The organism is Paenibacillus solisilvae, from assembly GCF_042656405.1.
Taxonomy (GTDB): Bacteria; Bacillota; Bacilli; order Paenibacillales; family Paenibacillaceae; genus Paenibacillus_Z; species Paenibacillus_Z solisilvae.
Window position 1 is genome coordinate 25,203 of the sequence record NZ_JBHSOW010000095.1, and the last position, 16,608, is coordinate 41,810.

16 protein-coding genes are annotated in these 16,608 nt (G+C 50.3%); 3 read left to right on the forward strand and 13 right to left on the reverse strand.

Annotated features, from left to right (window positions below):
* Positions 1 to 123: 123 nt before the first annotated feature.
* The 8 genes from ACFPYJ_RS24995 to ACFPYJ_RS25030 form a co-directional block, all read right to left on the reverse strand.
* Positions 124 to 690: a VOC family protein gene (locus ACFPYJ_RS24995; RefSeq protein ID WP_379190945.1), complete on the reverse strand. Its 567-nt coding sequence runs from the start codon at positions 688 to 690 to the stop codon at positions 124 to 126.
* Between the two features lie 94 nt (positions 691 to 784).
* Positions 785 to 1,351, reverse strand: a complete 567-nt coding sequence (locus tag ACFPYJ_RS25000) for a hypothetical protein (RefSeq protein WP_379190946.1) — start codon at positions 1,349 to 1,351, stop codon at positions 785 to 787.
* 146 nt (positions 1,352 to 1,497) lie between these two features.
* A complete protein-coding gene (locus tag ACFPYJ_RS25005; protein WP_379190947.1) occupies positions 1,498 to 2,055 on the reverse strand; it encodes a DUF4037 domain-containing protein in 558 nt (185 codons plus the stop codon).
* Positions 1,988 to 2,464, reverse strand: a complete 477-nt coding sequence (locus ACFPYJ_RS25010; protein ID WP_379190948.1) for a hypothetical protein — start codon at positions 2,462 to 2,464, stop codon at positions 1,988 to 1,990. Before ACFPYJ_RS25010 ends, ACFPYJ_RS25005 begins: the two co-directional genes overlap by 68 nt.
* 462 nt (positions 2,465 to 2,926) lie before the next feature.
* Positions 2,927 to 3,517 (reverse strand): TetR/AcrR family transcriptional regulator, encoded by a 591-nt coding sequence (locus ACFPYJ_RS25015; protein ID WP_379190949.1) that lies wholly within the window; start codon positions 3,515 to 3,517, stop codon positions 2,927 to 2,929.
* 951 nt (positions 3,518 to 4,468) lie between these two features.
* Positions 4,469 to 5,287, reverse strand: coding sequence for a carbohydrate ABC transporter permease (locus ACFPYJ_RS25020; RefSeq protein WP_379190950.1), 819 nt, complete (start codon positions 5,285 to 5,287; stop codon positions 4,469 to 4,471).
* Positions 5,284 to 6,198 (reverse strand): carbohydrate ABC transporter permease, encoded by a 915-nt coding sequence (locus tag ACFPYJ_RS25025; RefSeq protein WP_379190951.1) that lies wholly within the window; start codon positions 6,196 to 6,198, stop codon positions 5,284 to 5,286. Before ACFPYJ_RS25025 ends, ACFPYJ_RS25020 begins: the two co-directional genes overlap by 4 nt.
* Before the next feature lie 70 nt (positions 6,199 to 6,268).
* Positions 6,269 to 7,651, reverse strand: a complete 1,383-nt coding sequence (locus ACFPYJ_RS25030) for an ABC transporter substrate-binding protein (RefSeq protein WP_379190952.1) — start codon at positions 7,649 to 7,651, stop codon at positions 6,269 to 6,271.
* Positions 7,652 to 7,829: 178 nt separating this feature from the next.
* Here ACFPYJ_RS25030 and ACFPYJ_RS25035 point away from each other — a divergent pair, with 178 nt between their 5' ends.
* Both ACFPYJ_RS25035 and ACFPYJ_RS25040 read left to right on the forward strand, forming a co-directional pair.
* Positions 7,830 to 9,377, forward strand: coding sequence for a helix-turn-helix domain-containing protein (locus ACFPYJ_RS25035; protein ID WP_379190953.1), 1,548 nt, complete (start codon positions 7,830 to 7,832; stop codon positions 9,375 to 9,377).
* Positions 9,374 to 11,140 carry a sensor histidine kinase gene (locus tag ACFPYJ_RS25040; RefSeq protein ID WP_379190954.1) on the forward strand — a complete coding sequence of 589 codons (1,767 nt, stop codon included), beginning with the start codon at positions 9,374 to 9,376 and terminating at the stop codon, positions 11,138 to 11,140. Before ACFPYJ_RS25035 ends, ACFPYJ_RS25040 begins: the two co-directional genes overlap by 4 nt.
* Positions 11,141 to 11,227: 87 nt before the next feature.
* Here ACFPYJ_RS25040 and ACFPYJ_RS25045 read toward each other — a convergent pair whose 3' ends face one another.
* Both ACFPYJ_RS25045 and ACFPYJ_RS25050 read right to left on the reverse strand, forming a co-directional pair.
* The gene (locus ACFPYJ_RS25045) at positions 11,228 to 12,115 is read right to left on the reverse strand and encodes a sugar phosphate isomerase/epimerase family protein (RefSeq protein ID WP_379190955.1); all 888 of its coding nucleotides are present in this window, start codon (positions 12,113 to 12,115) and stop codon (positions 11,228 to 11,230) included.
* 10 nt (positions 12,116 to 12,125) lie between these two features.
* The gene (locus ACFPYJ_RS25050) at positions 12,126 to 13,202 is read right to left on the reverse strand and encodes a Gfo/Idh/MocA family protein (protein ID WP_379190956.1); all 1,077 of its coding nucleotides are present in this window, start codon (positions 13,200 to 13,202) and stop codon (positions 12,126 to 12,128) included.
* A gap of 152 nt (positions 13,203 to 13,354) precedes the next feature.
* Here ACFPYJ_RS25050 and ACFPYJ_RS25055 point away from each other — a divergent pair, with 152 nt between their 5' ends.
* Positions 13,355 to 14,209 (forward strand): helix-turn-helix transcriptional regulator, encoded by an 855-nt coding sequence (locus ACFPYJ_RS25055; protein WP_379190957.1) that lies wholly within the window; start codon positions 13,355 to 13,357, stop codon positions 14,207 to 14,209.
* A gap of 82 nt (positions 14,210 to 14,291) precedes the next feature.
* On the opposite strand, the gene ACFPYJ_RS25060 is transcribed toward ACFPYJ_RS25055, so the two are convergent.
* The 3 genes from ACFPYJ_RS25060 to ACFPYJ_RS25070 all read right to left on the reverse strand — a co-directional run bounded on the left by ACFPYJ_RS25060 (position 14,292) and on the right by ACFPYJ_RS25070 (position 16,596).
* Positions 14,292 to 14,948, reverse strand: coding sequence for a hypothetical protein (locus ACFPYJ_RS25060; RefSeq protein WP_379190959.1), 657 nt, complete (start codon positions 14,946 to 14,948; stop codon positions 14,292 to 14,294).
* On the reverse strand, positions 14,932 to 15,435 hold the full coding sequence (locus ACFPYJ_RS25065) for an RNA polymerase sigma factor (RefSeq protein ID WP_379190960.1): 504 nt from the start codon (positions 15,433 to 15,435) through the stop codon (positions 14,932 to 14,934). Before ACFPYJ_RS25065 ends, ACFPYJ_RS25060 begins: the two co-directional genes overlap by 17 nt.
* A 336-nt stretch (positions 15,436 to 15,771) precedes the next feature.
* A complete protein-coding gene (locus ACFPYJ_RS25070; protein WP_379190961.1) occupies positions 15,772 to 16,596 on the reverse strand; it encodes a copper amine oxidase N-terminal domain-containing protein in 825 nt (274 codons plus the stop codon).
* Positions 16,597 to 16,608: the final 12 nt, after the last annotated feature.

The following is a 16,608-nucleotide window of genomic DNA, read 5'->3' on the forward strand; positions in this document are numbered from 1 at the left end:
TCGATGACATAATCATTTGTTGAACATGTACATGTACACTGTCTATTCGTCGGTTCATTGTCACACTCTTCAAACCTTTGCCTCCTCCGGCGTTAATTGAATAGTCACCGCATCGGCTGCGTCCTATTTCTTGCTCACTCCACCGCCAAAAGCAATGCGATACCCGTCTGCATCCCTCATCGTAAATTCGTTCCAATGCTCCGAATAATTAGGGCCATTTACTATTTCCACGCCTTGGGCACGGCATTCTTCAAGCAGTAGATCTACAGCGTCAGTGTATGCAAATACGTCAAAGTACAGCCCGCCTTCTACTGAAGAGGCAGGTCTAACATCCCGTTTTACCTTTGCAGGATGCAGTATAAACGTCATGTTATCTCTTGAGACATGTACATGGGCAACCTCGGGCCCGCCAATTTCCTCATATTTAAATCCCAGACCTTTATAGAAGTCTGAGGCTGCCTTAATGTCTGAAACCAGCAATACAATGGATGCCCCTAATATATTGGCTGTTACCGCTTGCTTGCTCATGCCATCCCGTCCTTTGTCAATGGTATCCTCGTGCTCATTTCTTTCTTTAGGCTCGTTAAATGTTTTCTCCTCGCCATAACTTTGAACTACTTTCAAGGATTTCGGGATGACACTAGGTTTATATGCATCTGAGTTTTGTTTGGCCTTGATATCAGCAGCCACCAAGCAGCCCTCCTTTATATTTCAGAATTTTACCACGTCAATTGTTCGATTGAGTGTCTTTTTTTTATCAAACTTAGGTGCCCGGCGATTCTTCTTAATCATAGCCGCCTTCTGGTTCAGGCAAAGCCTTGTAAGCCTCTTTACCTGCAACCAGATGCTGGATGTACGTCCGCAGCTCCAACAAATCCTTTGCATCATCGGTCGGTTCACAATTCTCACCGGACCAGGTAAACGTCTTCGTCTCATCATTTATTGTAATTTTCCAGCTGTCGACGGAGTAAGGTGTGACATGACAAACATCAACCTTAGGTGCTGGCACGAGCTCTTTGTCTGCCATAATGTTGATTTCTCTCATCTTCTTATAGATGCTGCGCATCTCATCCATGGTTAATGTGATGTCGGCCGTTGCTGTGCCTTTCACGACCAAATCCTTTGTGACCGTATCCTCATAGGTATTCACTTCATTCTTCGTAACCTCTCCATAACCGAAACGGACCAGAAAATCGAATTGATCCGGCATTTCTTCTGGCATAGAGTTTGGCTGCTCCGTGATGCTAGGAATGGATTGCTCCGCACCAGCGCTTTCTTTCGAACCGGTTTCCGCAGCACAACCGGTCATTAGCAATAGAAGTACAGCTGCTATTGGGATAAATCGTTTCATTCCAGACATTCCCCCTTTATAGAATTAAAGACGGGAATGGGAGGTTTTTGTTGCCGCTTCCCTTCCTTTATCTAACAAAAAAAGGAACCTGCATGCGCAAGCACCTTCTCTATCCGATCCTTTGAGGTTACATCAGGCAAACTGGGCTAGAACAGCTCCCTCAGTTTCTGTCTTGTACGGTCCCCGTCTTCCTCATTCCACCTGCTCATATTTCTGAAATCCGTGTTGTCCGTGATCTGGTCGATACTGCCGATCAACCGCTTGCGGGATAGCTGCTGAAGGTTTGTATCCGCAATCCGGTTCGCGATGAGCTCAGCAATCCCGCCGCCGTTCATGACTTTAAAGGGACGGTCGAAAAAGAAAGAAACGTCATCCGGGATGTTCGCTGTGATCCCAAGCCCATTATGTATTTGCGATAAATATCTATAAGCATGATTCAATGCTTGCTCGCGTTCTCTCCACGCAGCCGCCGTTTGAGCCGTCCACAGATAAGGATCTATTTGCTCCGAGCCTTTCAACCGCTTAAATGCAGTGCCGAACCATTTGGGATAAGGGGCATATTGACGCTCCATCAAGAAACACAGGTTCATGATATCCCGGACAATCCGTGAAGCGATAACCGCCGAGCCAAGCTCGTCACCGATAAACCCCGCGCGGAGCATCAAATGTTCTTCCTGACCGATGCGCTGCCAAATAGAGGCCATGATGTACTTCTCCGCCCGTTATCTCAAGGAGAGTCTGCGAAGGGAAGGTCAGCCAATCCACTGGCTCTAAGGGTTTGTTGATATCAACAGACAGACAGCTCTTAATAAATCTTGGCACCGTTGTGATGACTGTCATGCGGGTATCGACGGGAAAACCGTAAAAGTGCTCCGGAACCTGCCTCACAAGCAATTCCCGAATTTCCCTTGATAACCCCCAATCAGGTTCTTGCAGAAAAAGATATACGCGAGGTCCCCAATCATGATCTCTCGACATCTCCGTATCATAGCCGAGCACTTCACTACCGGGGCCCAGAAGAGCAGCGGAATAGGCCGCGGACGGGAAGTTATTCTTCATCAAAGGCTCAATGATTTCAACATAGAATCGACGGCATAACTCAATACCCTGCATCAAGAAATCCTCCATTAGTATGAATTCTATATTCATAGTAATCCTTTAGCCAACCGAACTTACCCAAATGCGATGTTAGTCCAGGGCCGATCCCTCCCGTTTCCTGCCTGCTCCAGGCATCTATACTGGATAACTACAGTTATTTCAGGTTTTTCCCATCCAGATGGGCACCTATACTGGATATTTCCACTTCAATTGTCACAACTAACGCAAAAAAGCATCGCAGGGGTCGAAGTAGCTGTATGAAATGCAGTATAGCTGCCTCTTAGAGTAAATATCGCTCTCTATCCTGTATGAAATCCAGTTTAGACTCTCCTCTGCAAGGGCAGGAGTTGAATGGGCGGCGCAGCCCGCGGCCACAATGATGCAGATTTCCATCCCAGCCTGCCCGTACAGAAGCACTAAAAGGCTCCCCGCTAAGCTAAGAGTGCCTATTCGTACTTTGTTCGACTCACAACTTAGTTACTTTGACAGCATCCGCATTAAGACATCCACGTCAGGCATTCCGTACTCTTCATTTCCCTGCTCCTGCATGATAAGACTGCTAATGACAGCAAAGAACCAAGACAGCAGCTCCCGGGGATCGCCTGCCGAGAACTCGCCTGCCTGCTGCCCTTTAACAATGATTGGAAGCAGCTTATCGATAAGAACGTGAGCGGAATGCTGCGCAAGGATCTGTGCAACCTGCTCGGGAACTTTATCCGCCTTGCGCGCCTGCTGAATCAGCATGAAAGTATGCTGATTATTCTCATCAAGCATGTTTTGAGTCAAAGCTTTAATCTGTTCGAAGGGCGTTCCAGGCAAATGGTGAATATACTCGATCTCTCTGGCTGCTTCTTCCATCAATTCTTGGACAAGTGCAGTGAAAAGTTCGTCTTTGGATTTGAAATGGCGGTAGATAAGGCCTTCGCTGATGCCTGCTTCCGCGGCGATCATGCTCGTCTTCGTTCCAGCAATTCCTTGACGGGCAAATAATTTGAGCGCCGCTTGCTTAATCTGTTCTCTGCGTTCGTCTCGGATTTGATCCAGCTGTTGTTTATTTAGTGGTGACAAGATAGATCTATCTCCACTCTTTGAGAATGCTGCCTTTATTTTAGCACGTAATTGATGAGTTATGTTTGCCTATAGGACTAACTGCTTGAAGCGGCCGCTAGCGGACGAACCCGCTTGAGCAGTTCCTCGAGAAACTGCTCGGTCCGTGCAAAACAAGCAAGATAGCCCGCTTTCTTAATCAGCACAAATTCCGAGGAGCCTCAATATGGTCGAAATACGCTTCGCCGCGGCAGTTGACGTTATGATATCGTTATCTCCTTGAAGGATAAAGAACGGCAGTTCAAACCGTGTTCCGAGCTTATTAAAATCAAAGTTTATTAATTCAATAAACAGGTGTGGTTCGCTGCAAGTGGCTTGTTGCATGTGGCTGGTTGCGTGTGGCTGGTTGCGTGTGGCTTGTTGCATGTGGCTTGTTGCGTGTGGCTGGTTGCATGTGGCTTGCTGCATGTGGCTTGGTTGCATGTGGCTTTTTGCATGTGGCTTTTTGCATGTGGCTTGGTTGCATGTGGCTGGTTGCATGTGGCTTGTTGCATGTGGCTGGTTGCGTGTGGCTTGGTGGCATGTGGCTTTTTGCGTGTGGCTTGCTGCATGTGGCTTGGTTGCATGTGGCTTGTTGCGTGTGGCTGGTTGCATGTGGCTTGCTGCATGTCGATGGTGGCGTATTACGGGGCGGCATGCATATCTATACTGGAATTTTCCAGTTAAAAATGCTGAATTGAGCTCAAAAAGGCTCATTTGGGGCGATTTAACTGTATGGATTGCAGTATAGAGGCATCCTCAAGCGGATGGCACTCTTTTAACTGTACGAATTCCAGTATAGTCTTCAAAAGCTAGTAAATTTCCTTACCGCACATTAAAGAAGGCTGCCTGGCGGCAGCCTCCCTTGATCCAAGAACAGTGAATTGAAATACCTCTGTGATTCGAGATTTATTTTCCCGGCGCATTCGTACGCTACCCTTTGACAGAGCCTGCCGTCAATCCGCGGATGAAGCTCTTGGAGCCGAAGGCAAACAAGATCAGCACCGGGATCGTCCCAAGGGTGAGCCCGAGAATTTGCGCGGCCAAGTCCGTGCGGTACGCATTGCCAAGCGATGTAATGCCAAGCGGAATCGTGAACAGTTCCGGCTTGTTGATAATAATAAGCGGAAGCAAGTAGTTGTTCCATGACCACAGAAACACAAGCAGCGACAGTGTCGTAATCGCAGGATAAACAAACGCCAGCACGATTCGGAAAAACACGCCGACATCCGAGCAGCCGTCTATTCTCGCGCTTTCGAGCACCTCGGTCGGAATCGCGCCTTTCATGAACTGCGTCATCCAAAAGACGCCGAACGCATTGGCCACCCAAGGCATGATAAGCGGGAGCAGCGTCCCGGAAACACCCAAATACCGCATTTCAATAACATACGCGACCAATCCCAGCTGGCCTGGAATCATCATCGTAAGCAGCACAGCCCCGAAGATCTTGTTCTTGTACTTAAACTCATGCTTGGCAAATGCAAATCCGGCAAACGCGCTGACGAACACCGACAGCAGCGTACTGGCTATGGATACGATCAGGCTGTTCAAATACACCAGATCAAACCGGCTTTGCGCTACCGTTTTGAAATTTTCCATGAGGTAGCTGCCGGGAACAAGGACGATTTTCTGAAATAAATCCTCATTCTGATACGTCCCCATCACGATCATGATATAGAAGGGCAGCAGGGCGAATACGGAAAGCAGGGCAATGGCTGACGTGGCGATCGTGGTCCTTGCGGCGCTGCTCATTCCTGATCCCCCCTTTGCAGCCTAACCCCGATAAACGAGAATATGGCGATAATGATGCAAAGCCCGTATGCAATAGCAGCTCCGAGTCCATACCTTGTCGTGCTGCCATATGCGGTGTCATACATATTCCAAACCGTTGTCAGGCAGCACCGCTCCGGCCCGCCGATTACAGCTACGCTGGAACCCATTCCGGAACCGCCAAGCAGCAGCATCGGCTCCTCCAATAATTGAAAGCCGCCGATAATTCCCGTAATTACGATAAATGTCATCACCGGCTTCAGCAGCGGCAGCGTGATGGACCAGAAGTTCCGCAGCCCGGATGCTCCGTCCACCTGGGCAGCTTCGTTCAAATCCTTCGGGATGTTGGCAAGGCCCGCCAGGAAGAAGATCATCGTATACCCGAACCCTTTCCAGAACAGCATCAGGACGATAACCATGCGGGCGTACACCGGATCGCCGAGCCAATAGATGCCTTCGTCGATCCATCCGAAATGAATCAGCACCTTGTTGACAAAGCCTGCCTGCCAGTCGAACAGCAGATTAAACATCAGCCCAACTGCGACCGGCGTAACGATATACGGCAGGAAGTTGATTAATTGGAAGAATGCCTTCCATTTCACAAACTTGCTGTACAGCAGCGAAGCGATCGCAAGGCCGAAAATAATCTGCAGCGGCAGCGTGAGCACAATAAAGAACAGCGTGTTGCCGACAGACTGGAAGAAATAAGAGTCGGGATTAAACAGAAATTTATAGTTGGCCAGTCCGACGAAGGTTTTGCCGCCGATGCCGTCCCAGCTTGTCAGACTGACATAGAACGAGAAGATAATCGGGATCAGGCCCAGTACCAAATAAAACAACAGATAAGGGGAAAGAAAGAAATACGGAACCCATTTTCGTCTAGCGGTATCCATCGCTCACACTCCTTACAGAAGCCAAAGAACAGCCGGTACGTACAGCCGTTCTTCGGTCTTCCCTCTTCGTTTATTCAAACGTAATGTTCGGTGCTTTTGCTTTGAGCTCTTTCTTGATTTTGTCCATGGCCTGCTCGACGCCGAACGAGCTGTCTTTGGCAAACGTTTGAAGCACAATGTTAATGACATCGTTAAGCAGCAGATCGTTTACGTTCTCGGTTACGGTCTTGGTCGTTGCAGAGATATCGACAAAGTACTTTTCGCCAATATCCTGCGTGCCGAAGCTCGGCCACGTCCACTTGGTGAATGCTTTATCTTCGTACGCCGCTTTGTAATGTGTGAACACGCCGTCCTGCTTCTGCGCCACCGCTCCCTCCGGCGTCATAGAGGTAAATTGAATCCATTTCCAGGCAAGCTCGGCATTCTTCGCGCCCTTCGGAATCCCGTGCGAGGAGCCGCCGGAAATAAAACCTCCGTTTGGCGGGACCATCAGTCCCCAGCGGCCCTCCGCCTTGTCATTCGCTCCAATTACATACTGCGGCATCCATACCGGCGACATCGCAAACATATACTTGGACTGGGCGAACGTTGCATTCCATGCCGGCGTCCATTGATCCAGCTTATCCACGATACCCGAATCCCGGAAGCTGACCAGGTCCGTTAACACTTGCTGCAGTACAGGGGTATTCAGTTTGTCGCCATCAAAGTATGGCCCGGAGCGCTGACCTTTGATGATGGAATAGACATCGCCGAGTCCCGGGAACATTTTGACTTTGCCCCCGCTGTGCTCCACTACTTCCTTCCCCTTCTCGATGAACGCATTCCAGTTAGGAAGCATCGTTTCCAGTTCTTTCGGGTCATCCGTTCCCAGATATTCCTTCGCCAGCGGCTTGAGATACGCTGCACCGGCAATGCTCATATCGTCCGGAATTGCAACTAAATGCCCGTCCATAGAGAAGGCGTCGATATCATAATCGAAGAGCTGTGATTTATCTGCGCTGTAAGGCGCCTCTTCCAAATTCTCCAGTACATTCATATCGAAAATTTTGGCCTTCTGGGCACTTTCAATCCGAATCACGTCCGGCAGCTCCCCGCCTGATGCGATTGTCGTTTGCAGCTTTTTGGTTACATCCCCCGCCGCCACATTAACGCGTTTTACTTTGATATTCGGATACTTCTTGTTGAAGGCCGCAAGCGCGGTCGGATGCTCCGGTTCCCATGTCCATAACACGAATTCGCCTTTATAGTCCGCATCTGTTGCCGGTGCAGCATTACCGCCGTCTCCACTGGCAGCTCCTGAATTGTCAGCGTTCGTGGCCGCTGTATTGCCGGTTCCGTTATTCGCCCCATTACCGGCCAGGCTATTGCCCCCGCCGCAAGCCGCGAGCAAACCAAACAGCATGACGGCGGTGAGTGCGGCACCGGTCCGCTTCATCCAATTTTGATCCAACATCGATGAACCTCCCTATACACCATTATTGTATCCGCTTTCAATGTTACCCTCTAATCCATGCAAGCGTAAACATCATGATTCTACACTTTTGGTTGCAATCCTACACTCCGCTTGCTGGCCGGACTCTTTTATAGGTTATAATCGAGTTATCATTCTTTTCTCATGGAGGTCTGGAGACATGAAAATCATAGTGGTCGACGATGAACGAATTGCGATCGAGCATATCAAAAGCCTCCTTGCATGGGAGCAGCTTGGCTTTACCCTTGCAGCGACCGCGACAAACGGGAAGAGCGCCCTGCGGCTGTGCGAAGAGATCCGCCCGCAGATCATGATCGTCGATATCCGCATGCCCGTTATGGATGGCCTGGAGCTGATTCATGCGGTATGCGAGAAGCGTTTAGGCGTGAAATTCATCGTAATGAGCGCTTACCAGGATTTCGAATATGCCCGGAAGGCGATATCTTTGGGCTGTGTTTCAAGTTACCTGATCAAGCATGAGGTGGACAGCCATAAACTGCTGCTGGAGGTAAATAAGGCCAAGGAGGCATGGGAGGCGGAAGAAGCGCGGCGGCATATGCAGCGGAGCGAGCAGCTCAAGGATCTGCTGGCCGGCACCGGTCGGCCAGGCCTCATGAACAGCTTGGCCACCCCCCCTTATGCGGTCGCCCTGTTTCATGCAGATACGCCGTTCTCAGCTGTGCCCTCAGGCACCGCCATCCCTGAAGTCTCAACGCCTCTGCGGTGGACATGGGAGGAAGAGCAGCTGGTGGAAGGCAGCGGAGTCTGGCAATCGGCAGGTGAGTTTCCGCTTGGCCCCGGCCAAATGGTCGTACTGTTCTCGCTCAAGGGCAAAACCGCCACACCCATGAGGGAAAGGCTGTACGAGCTGCTGCTGTCCATCAGAGTACTTCTAAACCGTAAGTCCGGCCATACCTTCTCCATCTACTATTCATGCGCAGCGGACGAGAAGGCCGCGCTTTCCGTTTCCTACCGCAAGGTCAATGCCGCTCTCCTGCACGCCGTTTTTTGCGGACCTGAGGCCATAATCTGCGCGGATGAGCTGCCGCTTCCTGACGACTCTGCCGCCTACGCGGCCCCTGTGATCCGATTTCATGAAGTTGTTGAAGGCTTGGAGCAATACGATGCCGATTTTGTTGAAAACGCTATCAACAAGCTGATTGCTCAGATTAGTCATCCGGTGTGGAACCTGCGCGGGTTATTCCATGCCGTCAGGGGACTGACAGCGCTCATGAATGAGCGCCGTGTTCAGAGAGGGATGCTCGAAACCGATCCTTTCGAAATCGGGGATTATAAGCCTCTCTTCGGAATCCATGACATTCGGGAGCGGTTCACTTATCTGCTCAGGGAGCTCTGCGCCAACCCGAACGACTCGAAGCGAATCTCGGCTAAGCTGATGAATGCTCTTCGCTATATGCATGAACATTACCGCGAGGATATTAATATCGATGCGGTCTCATACGCGACGGAGATCAGCGCGTCTTATCTCCATCAGCTGTTCAAACGGGAGCTTGGACGAACGTTCCTCGATTATTTGACGGAACACCGGATCCATCAAGCCAAACGGATCCTGCGCCATGGAGATGCCAAGATGACCGAGGTCGCTACGAGCGTCGGGTACCGCTCGCCGCAGCATTTCAGCCAGGTATTCAAGAAGATGACAGGCACGCTTCCTCATCAATATAGAAGTGAAGATTACAAGTCATGAGAAGCCTGCGTTCCGTTATTCTGCAGCGTATCATTATTGTTGCCGTCATCAGTTTTCTGTTATCCGCAGCGTTCACCTATTATTACTACCGGACCATTCTTGTCGGTCAGATGGTTCACGACGATGAATCGAAGCTCGGACAAACGGCCAGGCAGCTCCAATACATGTCCGATGATATCTCCCAGTTCGCGTCGTCTCTCATTATCTCCGATCAGCTTCAATCGTTCTTCAAAACTTATAACCACTCGGAAACATTCGATAAATTCGCTTTGCTTCAGGATACGTTCAATTATTTAAATGACAACAAGGGGCTCCGCAAGGAAGTCACCAGCTATGCCCTGGTTACGCGAAGCGGCGAAGCATTCTGGAGCGAAGCGCGGTATGACAGCTATTTTGCAGACCGTATGCAGGAACCCTGGTACCGGAATTATGATAATTCAGGCCAAAGCAATGGTTTTACCGAGCCCCATCAGATGTTCTTCAATGCCTTAACCGAAAGCAAGACCATCAGCTATATCGTCAAGGTGAGGGATATTCAGAAGATCGGCAGTGAGATCGGAGAGCTGATTCTAAATCTCGATTACAGCAACTTTGAAACGCTGCTCGGATTCGGGGGTGCTGATTTCGACGGCTTCCTGTGGATGAACGGCGCCAATCATCTGCTGTACGAGAAGAAGCCTAAACCGAATACCTTGAACACTGCAGGCCTTGAAAAAGCCGCTTCAGCGCCTAATCTTGAAGGTTTCCATGCCATCAAGGGCGGTTACATGCTGATCGATCGGTTGGAGGAAAACGGCTGGAAGCTCGTATCGTTCACATCACGGCATTCGATGATCGACCGGGCCAAAGTCGTTATTTATCTGCTCGGCGTCTTCTCGCTCACGAGCACCATATTGATTCTTCTGCTTATGATGCCGGCCATATTCCGCATCACCGGGCCGATCATGAAGCTGTATCATGCTATGAATGCCGCTTCGACTGGCAACCTGCAGACATCCGTCACAATCCGCTCGGGAGATGAGCTGGAGAAGCTCGGGCAGGGCTTCAACCGGATGATCGACCAGCTTCGCGTGCATCTGGAGGAATCGATCCGTTATGAGAAAGAAAAGAAGGAGATGGAGCTTGAGCTGCTGCTCTCTCAATTAAATCCGCATTTCGTCTACAACACCCTTAATGCCGTTATCTACATGGCGCAGAAACAAGGAAATGAAGATATCGTGAGGATGGTCGGCTCCTTTATTCGGATTCTGCAGGATGCGGTCAAGATGGGCGGGGCGCAATCGATGATTCCGCTTCAAGATGACATCGCCATATTAAGGGATTACCTGGCCATTCAATCCTATCGATATGCGGATATGTTTACGGTTGTCTGGGAGATTGAGGAAGCCGCGCTGACTTGTCTAATCCCGCGCAACCTGATCCAGCCTTTTGTTGAAAATGCCATTTTTCACGGCATTTGCCCCAAGGACGAGCAGGGCGTTATCCGTCTTTCCGCTGCAGTGCGGGAAGGAAGACTTACCATTACGATCGAGGATAACGGTGTAGGGATTGAGGAGGAGCAGCTTGCAGCCGTCTGGGAGTCCAGCGAAAGCAGGAAGAGCCCGGGACTCCGGCATATCGGGCTGCCTAACAACAAGCAGCGGTTAGAGCATTTATTCGGAGGGCAAGCGGAGCTCCGCATCGACAGCATAGCGGGGAGTGGAACCACGATTACAATTGAGCTGCCCGTGCCAGTTCACGATCCGGTAAGAAAAATCACATAAGCTGCAAAAAAGAAGCGATCATTAACCGGATGAACTGCCGGCTGGATCGCTTCTTCGTCATTCTATAACCTGTAATCGCAACCTCACCTAACGGTAGTTCTTAATAAACTCTACGGCACGCTTAATATCAAGCTCCGGCTGTGCGCCAACCTCACGCTCAATGGTCAAATAGCCTTTGTAGCCAATGGTGTTTAATGCCGTAAAATAAGCCTCGAAGTCGACCTGCCCGTCACCCAGCGGCACTTCCTCGAAGTCCGCTCCGGATGACGCCATAACGGCTATTTGCTCGTGGCTCATTTTCTCATAACCAAGGAAGCCATAGACCTGTCTAGGATCAACTGCACGTAATCTGCGTCCATCCTTCACATGGGTATGCACGATATAATCTTTGAGCGTCAATACGCCTTGAGCCGGATCATCGCCTGTAACCATGACCATATTCGCGGGATCAAAGTTAACGGAAACGCCGTTCGTGCTGAGCGTATCGAGGAAGCTCTTCAAGTGAGCTGCCGGCTCCGGCCCTGTCTCAATGGCAAAATAAGCATTCAAGCTCTTCGCATACTGGCCCAGCTCCTCGCAGGCCTGCTGCATCGCTTCATAGATCGCGCCGTTCCGATCATCCGGCACAATGCCGATGTGCGTCGTAACAATATTCGTTCCGAGCTCGACTGCAAGATCGAGAATCCGCTTGGATTGTTCGATTTTGTCCGGATTGACAGTGCGGTCCTGAAAGCCGTGACCGCCAAGATCGCCGCATAAGGCGGATATCTCAAGGCCTAATCCGTCAATGTAGCTGCGAAGCTCGCGCCTTGCCTGCGCGTTCAGCCGCTGAGGATCCATTTCACCGGAAACGGCATAGATTTGCACACCCTCTGCACCGACTTCCTTTGCTTTGTGCAGGCCTTCACGCACGCCGATACCGAAGCTGTCCACGATAACACCGATTTTATTCGTTACTTGCAGCATGGTGCTCATCATCATCCTCTCACTCTGAGAATTGAATTTCCTTGCCTGAAGCTGCCGACTCGTAGATGGCACAGAGAATCTTCGTGATCTCAAGACCATCCTCTACCGGACTTAACGTTTGCGCACGGCCCAGACCGCTTTGCACAAAATGATTAATTTCCTGGGAGAAGGCCTCTTTGAAATTAAAGCTTAGATTATCGACCTGCGGGCTGATGTTCACTATGGTATTCTGCTGCTCCGTCATGATGGCGAGTTCAGGCTCGAGCTCTGCGCCGCCCTTGTCCCCATATAGTTTAACCGATAACTCATCCTTCTTGGCATGAAGCGTGAAGCTGACATCTACAAGCAGCGAAGCTCCGTTCTCGAACCGGATAAGCGCGTTGGCCAGATCCTCCACATCATTGAGCTCCGCATTATAATCCGCCGCTTTGTAGAAGGATAAGTTCTGGATATGCGCACGATTGCCGAGCTTACGGTACGTATTGCCGCTGACGGATTTCACCTTCGGTTTGCCCATCAGGTACCAGCACACGTCGATGATATGTACGCCGAGATCAATAAGCGGTCCGCCGCCGGAGCGCCCGGAATCCGAGAACCAGCCGCCGGGATTGCCCAATCTGCGCAGGCAGGTAGCTTTGGCATAATAGATTTCACCGAGATCGCCGGCATCGAGGAATCGCTTGACCAGCGCTGTATTGGAAGCATAACGGCGGACGAATCCGACCTGAAGCACTTTGCCCGATTCGCGCACAGCAGCCTCTACGCGCAGAGCCTCCTCAACCGTCCGGCAAAGCGGCTTCTCACAGAGAACATGCTTGCCTGCTTGAAGAGCAGCGATGCTGATCTCCGCATGAGTGTTATTCCACGTGCATATGCTGACCGCATCAATCTCCGGATCTGCTAACAGCTCGTGATAATTCGTGTACACCTTGGCCGCACCATATTTGGCCGCTGCCTCCTGAGCACGTGTTTCATTCAGATCGCATACGGCGATCAATACCGCTTCCGCGCAATCGGCATAGGCATCCAAATGTGCGCTGGAGATCGATCCATTTCCAATTACTCCGATATTCAGCTTGGTTTGTGCAGTTGTCATTTGGCTTATTCATCCTTCCTAAGGGCTTCGAATAGGGCTATACTGAGAATAAACATGAACGTTATGATTAGACTGACGAAGAACTAGCTCTCTTGCCTAAACTAATTCTAACGTAACATTACCACAGCTCTGCGGAACGGAGAATGCACGGTATGCCAACAATCATGGATTATATGATCAGTCCATTACCCATACGCCTCTTCGACTGCATGGTTGATCGGAGCAAGCTTCGCCTGAAATCACTCACGATCACAAATGCCGGGCATTTGCCGGGCAGAACGATGCAGCGGGCCAATGCCCGCTTTGAACGATGGGCGTTTGTGTATATTGGCGCGGGCCGCGGTTACTATGAGACAAGCGCGGGCCGTCAAGTCGTAGAGGCCGGATCGTTATTCTGCTTATTTCCGGGTGAAATTTTCCAATATGGCCCTGATTCGGACGGTTATTGGGATGAGTATTATTTTACCCTTGAGGGGGAGCGCATTCAGGAGTGGATGGCGCATTGGTTCGAGCAGCCGGAGCTTGTGAAGAAGGTCGGAGTGGATGATACCCTTGTCACCAAAATGGAACTGATCTTCCAGCTCATAGAGAGCGGCATTCCGGCCAATCTCGATCGTGCTGCTCTTGCACTGGAATCGTTGCTGTTCGATATGTCGCTGCGACTAGGCCAGCAGGAGAGCAGCAACCGCAGTCTGTTCGTGCATAAGCTGATCGATGATCTGGTAAGTTCCGTCTATCAGCCCCTCGATAGTGAAGCCGTCGCAATGCGGCACCATATCTCGATTCCAACGCTGCGGCGCATCGTCCACGACTATTCGGGCTACCCGCTTGGCGAATATGTCCACCGGCTGAAGATGGCCGAGGCGAAGAAGCTGCTGCTCAATACGGACAAAAGCGTGAAGGAAATCGCTGATCTATTGGGCTATAAAGATGTCTTCTACTTCTCCCGTCTATTCAAAAAATACGTCTTGGCTGCGCCGAAGACGTATCGTTCACGTATGGGTTGATTGCGTTATTCACCGATCGGACAAGGGTCGCATGCTCAGCGAGAATAAGCCACTGTGCAAAGTGGGATAGAGGAACTTGTCCTCAATCGTTAGTCAGCTTCCCTCTATAAGTGAAACGGTCATCCGACTGAATCTCAATCGTACTGCTGCCCAGCAGCGCGTCATCCTTATAGGCGGTTATCTCAATTATGCTCTTCGTTCTCAATGGCGACTGGCCTTTCTTGGCCAAAGGGGACCAATAGATCGTATCGCCTGGATGCAGAGAAGCCTCGTTACCCTGAGGCCGCACCTTGGAATCCTGCGGACTCCATCGCAACAGCTCCCCCTCTGAAGTATGCAGTCGAATCTCGTCTGCATCCTTAGCGGAGATGGTAATCGGAAAGCCCGGCACACTGCTCATCAAAGGCGAATATTGTCCCAGAGGAAATTCCACATCGGGTTTGACCGTTTGCGGAGCACCGTCTGCCGCATAAGCCGTAATGACAAAACCTCTGAACAAAGTTGTGTCCGTGCTGCCGGCCTGATTCCCAAGGTGAAGAATATTCGGTCCTCCAAGGACAAACAGGAATAGCAGTATGCAAGCCGCAGCAGCCATAACGATTTTACCGCGAATTGACCAGGCTGCACCTGCTGAGGGTTCAGTATGCCCTGGGTTAATCCGGTTAAGAATGGCTTGCTTCCGCTCATCGTCCATCTTGATTTCGTTCATCCCGTTTGCGTACTTATCTCTCATCGTCATCCTCCAAGCCTCCCGTTATCTTCTCCTTCAGGAGCTCCCTTGCCCGCTTCAGCTGCGTCCGGACCGTACCTTCTTTGTGTCCCAGAAGCTCGGCAATCTCGGCTGTTTTGTAGCCTTCATAGTAATAGAGGTGAATAACCAGCCGGTATTTCCGGGGGAGTTCCAGAACCAGGGAAACGACTTCCCTGCTCTGCGTATGCTGAATGGGCAGCAGCGCCTCCTCTATCGGCGAGAACCACCTTCTCCATGGACTTCGGATCACATCTTTACAGGCATTAATCGTTACGCGGATGATCCAGGCCTTCTCATGCCCGGTATCGTTAAAGGCACGATCATGCTTGAAAAGCTTCATGTATACCTCTTGGGAGACATCCTGCGCATCCGCCAGGCTCCCGAGGTAAGCCAGCGCCAATCGCAGAACCATATCTGCATATTTGTCCACCAATACCGCAATGTAATCATTTTTGCCCATCGTCCCGATTTCCAATTGCCCCCCTCCTTCACCCTTAACACGCCGGAACATGGGAAAATGTTTCATGGGGTTAAAAATAAACGGCATGCCTTTCAAAAATAAACGTATGCTGTCCCGCTGAGCTATATTTGGAGCTGTCCTTAAATTTGATGAGACTGCAGCGTATAAGAATCCATTATACTTGTGGAGAAGGGGAACCGTCAGCCCCTCAGCTCAGGCGGAAAACCTTCGGCTGTTCGGATAAAGAAGCGAACGGCTCCGCCCCAGGCGATCATTAACGATATTTATCTTTTGGCGCATAAGAAAACCGCTGGAGATCATCACTCCAGCGGTCTTGTATCCTTATTCAGCTTATTTGGTTACGTTAATAATGATAATGCTGGTTGTTTCCGATTCCCATACAACCTTGGATTTAAGTCCTTCCCCGAGGAAACGCATCGGTACGAGCACGCGGTTGTTTTTAACCTGCCCTGGAACATCCAGAGAAATGGCTTTCCCATTAACGTAAGCGATCTTGCTGCCCAAGACAAACTTTACTTCCAGCCCGTCACGTTTAACGGTGACCGTTTTGGTCTTTGCGTCCCATACGACTACCGCTTTCAAGGATTCGGCGATGCCACGGAAAGGAACCAGCGTACGTCCTTCTTTTACAACCGGGGGCACATCAAATTTGGTCTCTTTTCCATTTACATAGGTTTTGATGCCTTTTTGCCCCAGCTTTGATTTAAGATGACCTAATTTTTTATATTGTTCAACATTCGCTGCATCATCTTGCGTAATCTCTGCTTGTACATCCGCAGCCGCTTTAATGTTGCCTTTCTTTGCCAACGAATCGACCAGTGCTTTCAGATCCGAATCCGCATTCACATCGATGTTATACTTCGTTTTGAGCAGTGCGGCAATTCTTTCGCCAGCAGGCTTGTCTTTCACATTATCATAGGCGTTGAGCAAGCCGCCTGCTCCGTTATGTCCCTTATATACGGAATCGGTTACCGTTTCATCCTTATACACGGAATCGGTTACCTTTACTTTATCGTTATTCCCGTGGACGGATTGAGCAATCGCATGATCCGGCTTTTCTTTGCCGTTATTGTTCCCGCCCTGCGCCGCATATGCTGTGCTGGCCATCATGCTGATTGCAACTACAGTTGATAATAGAGCCAATTTCATTTTCATTCTTTACTGCCT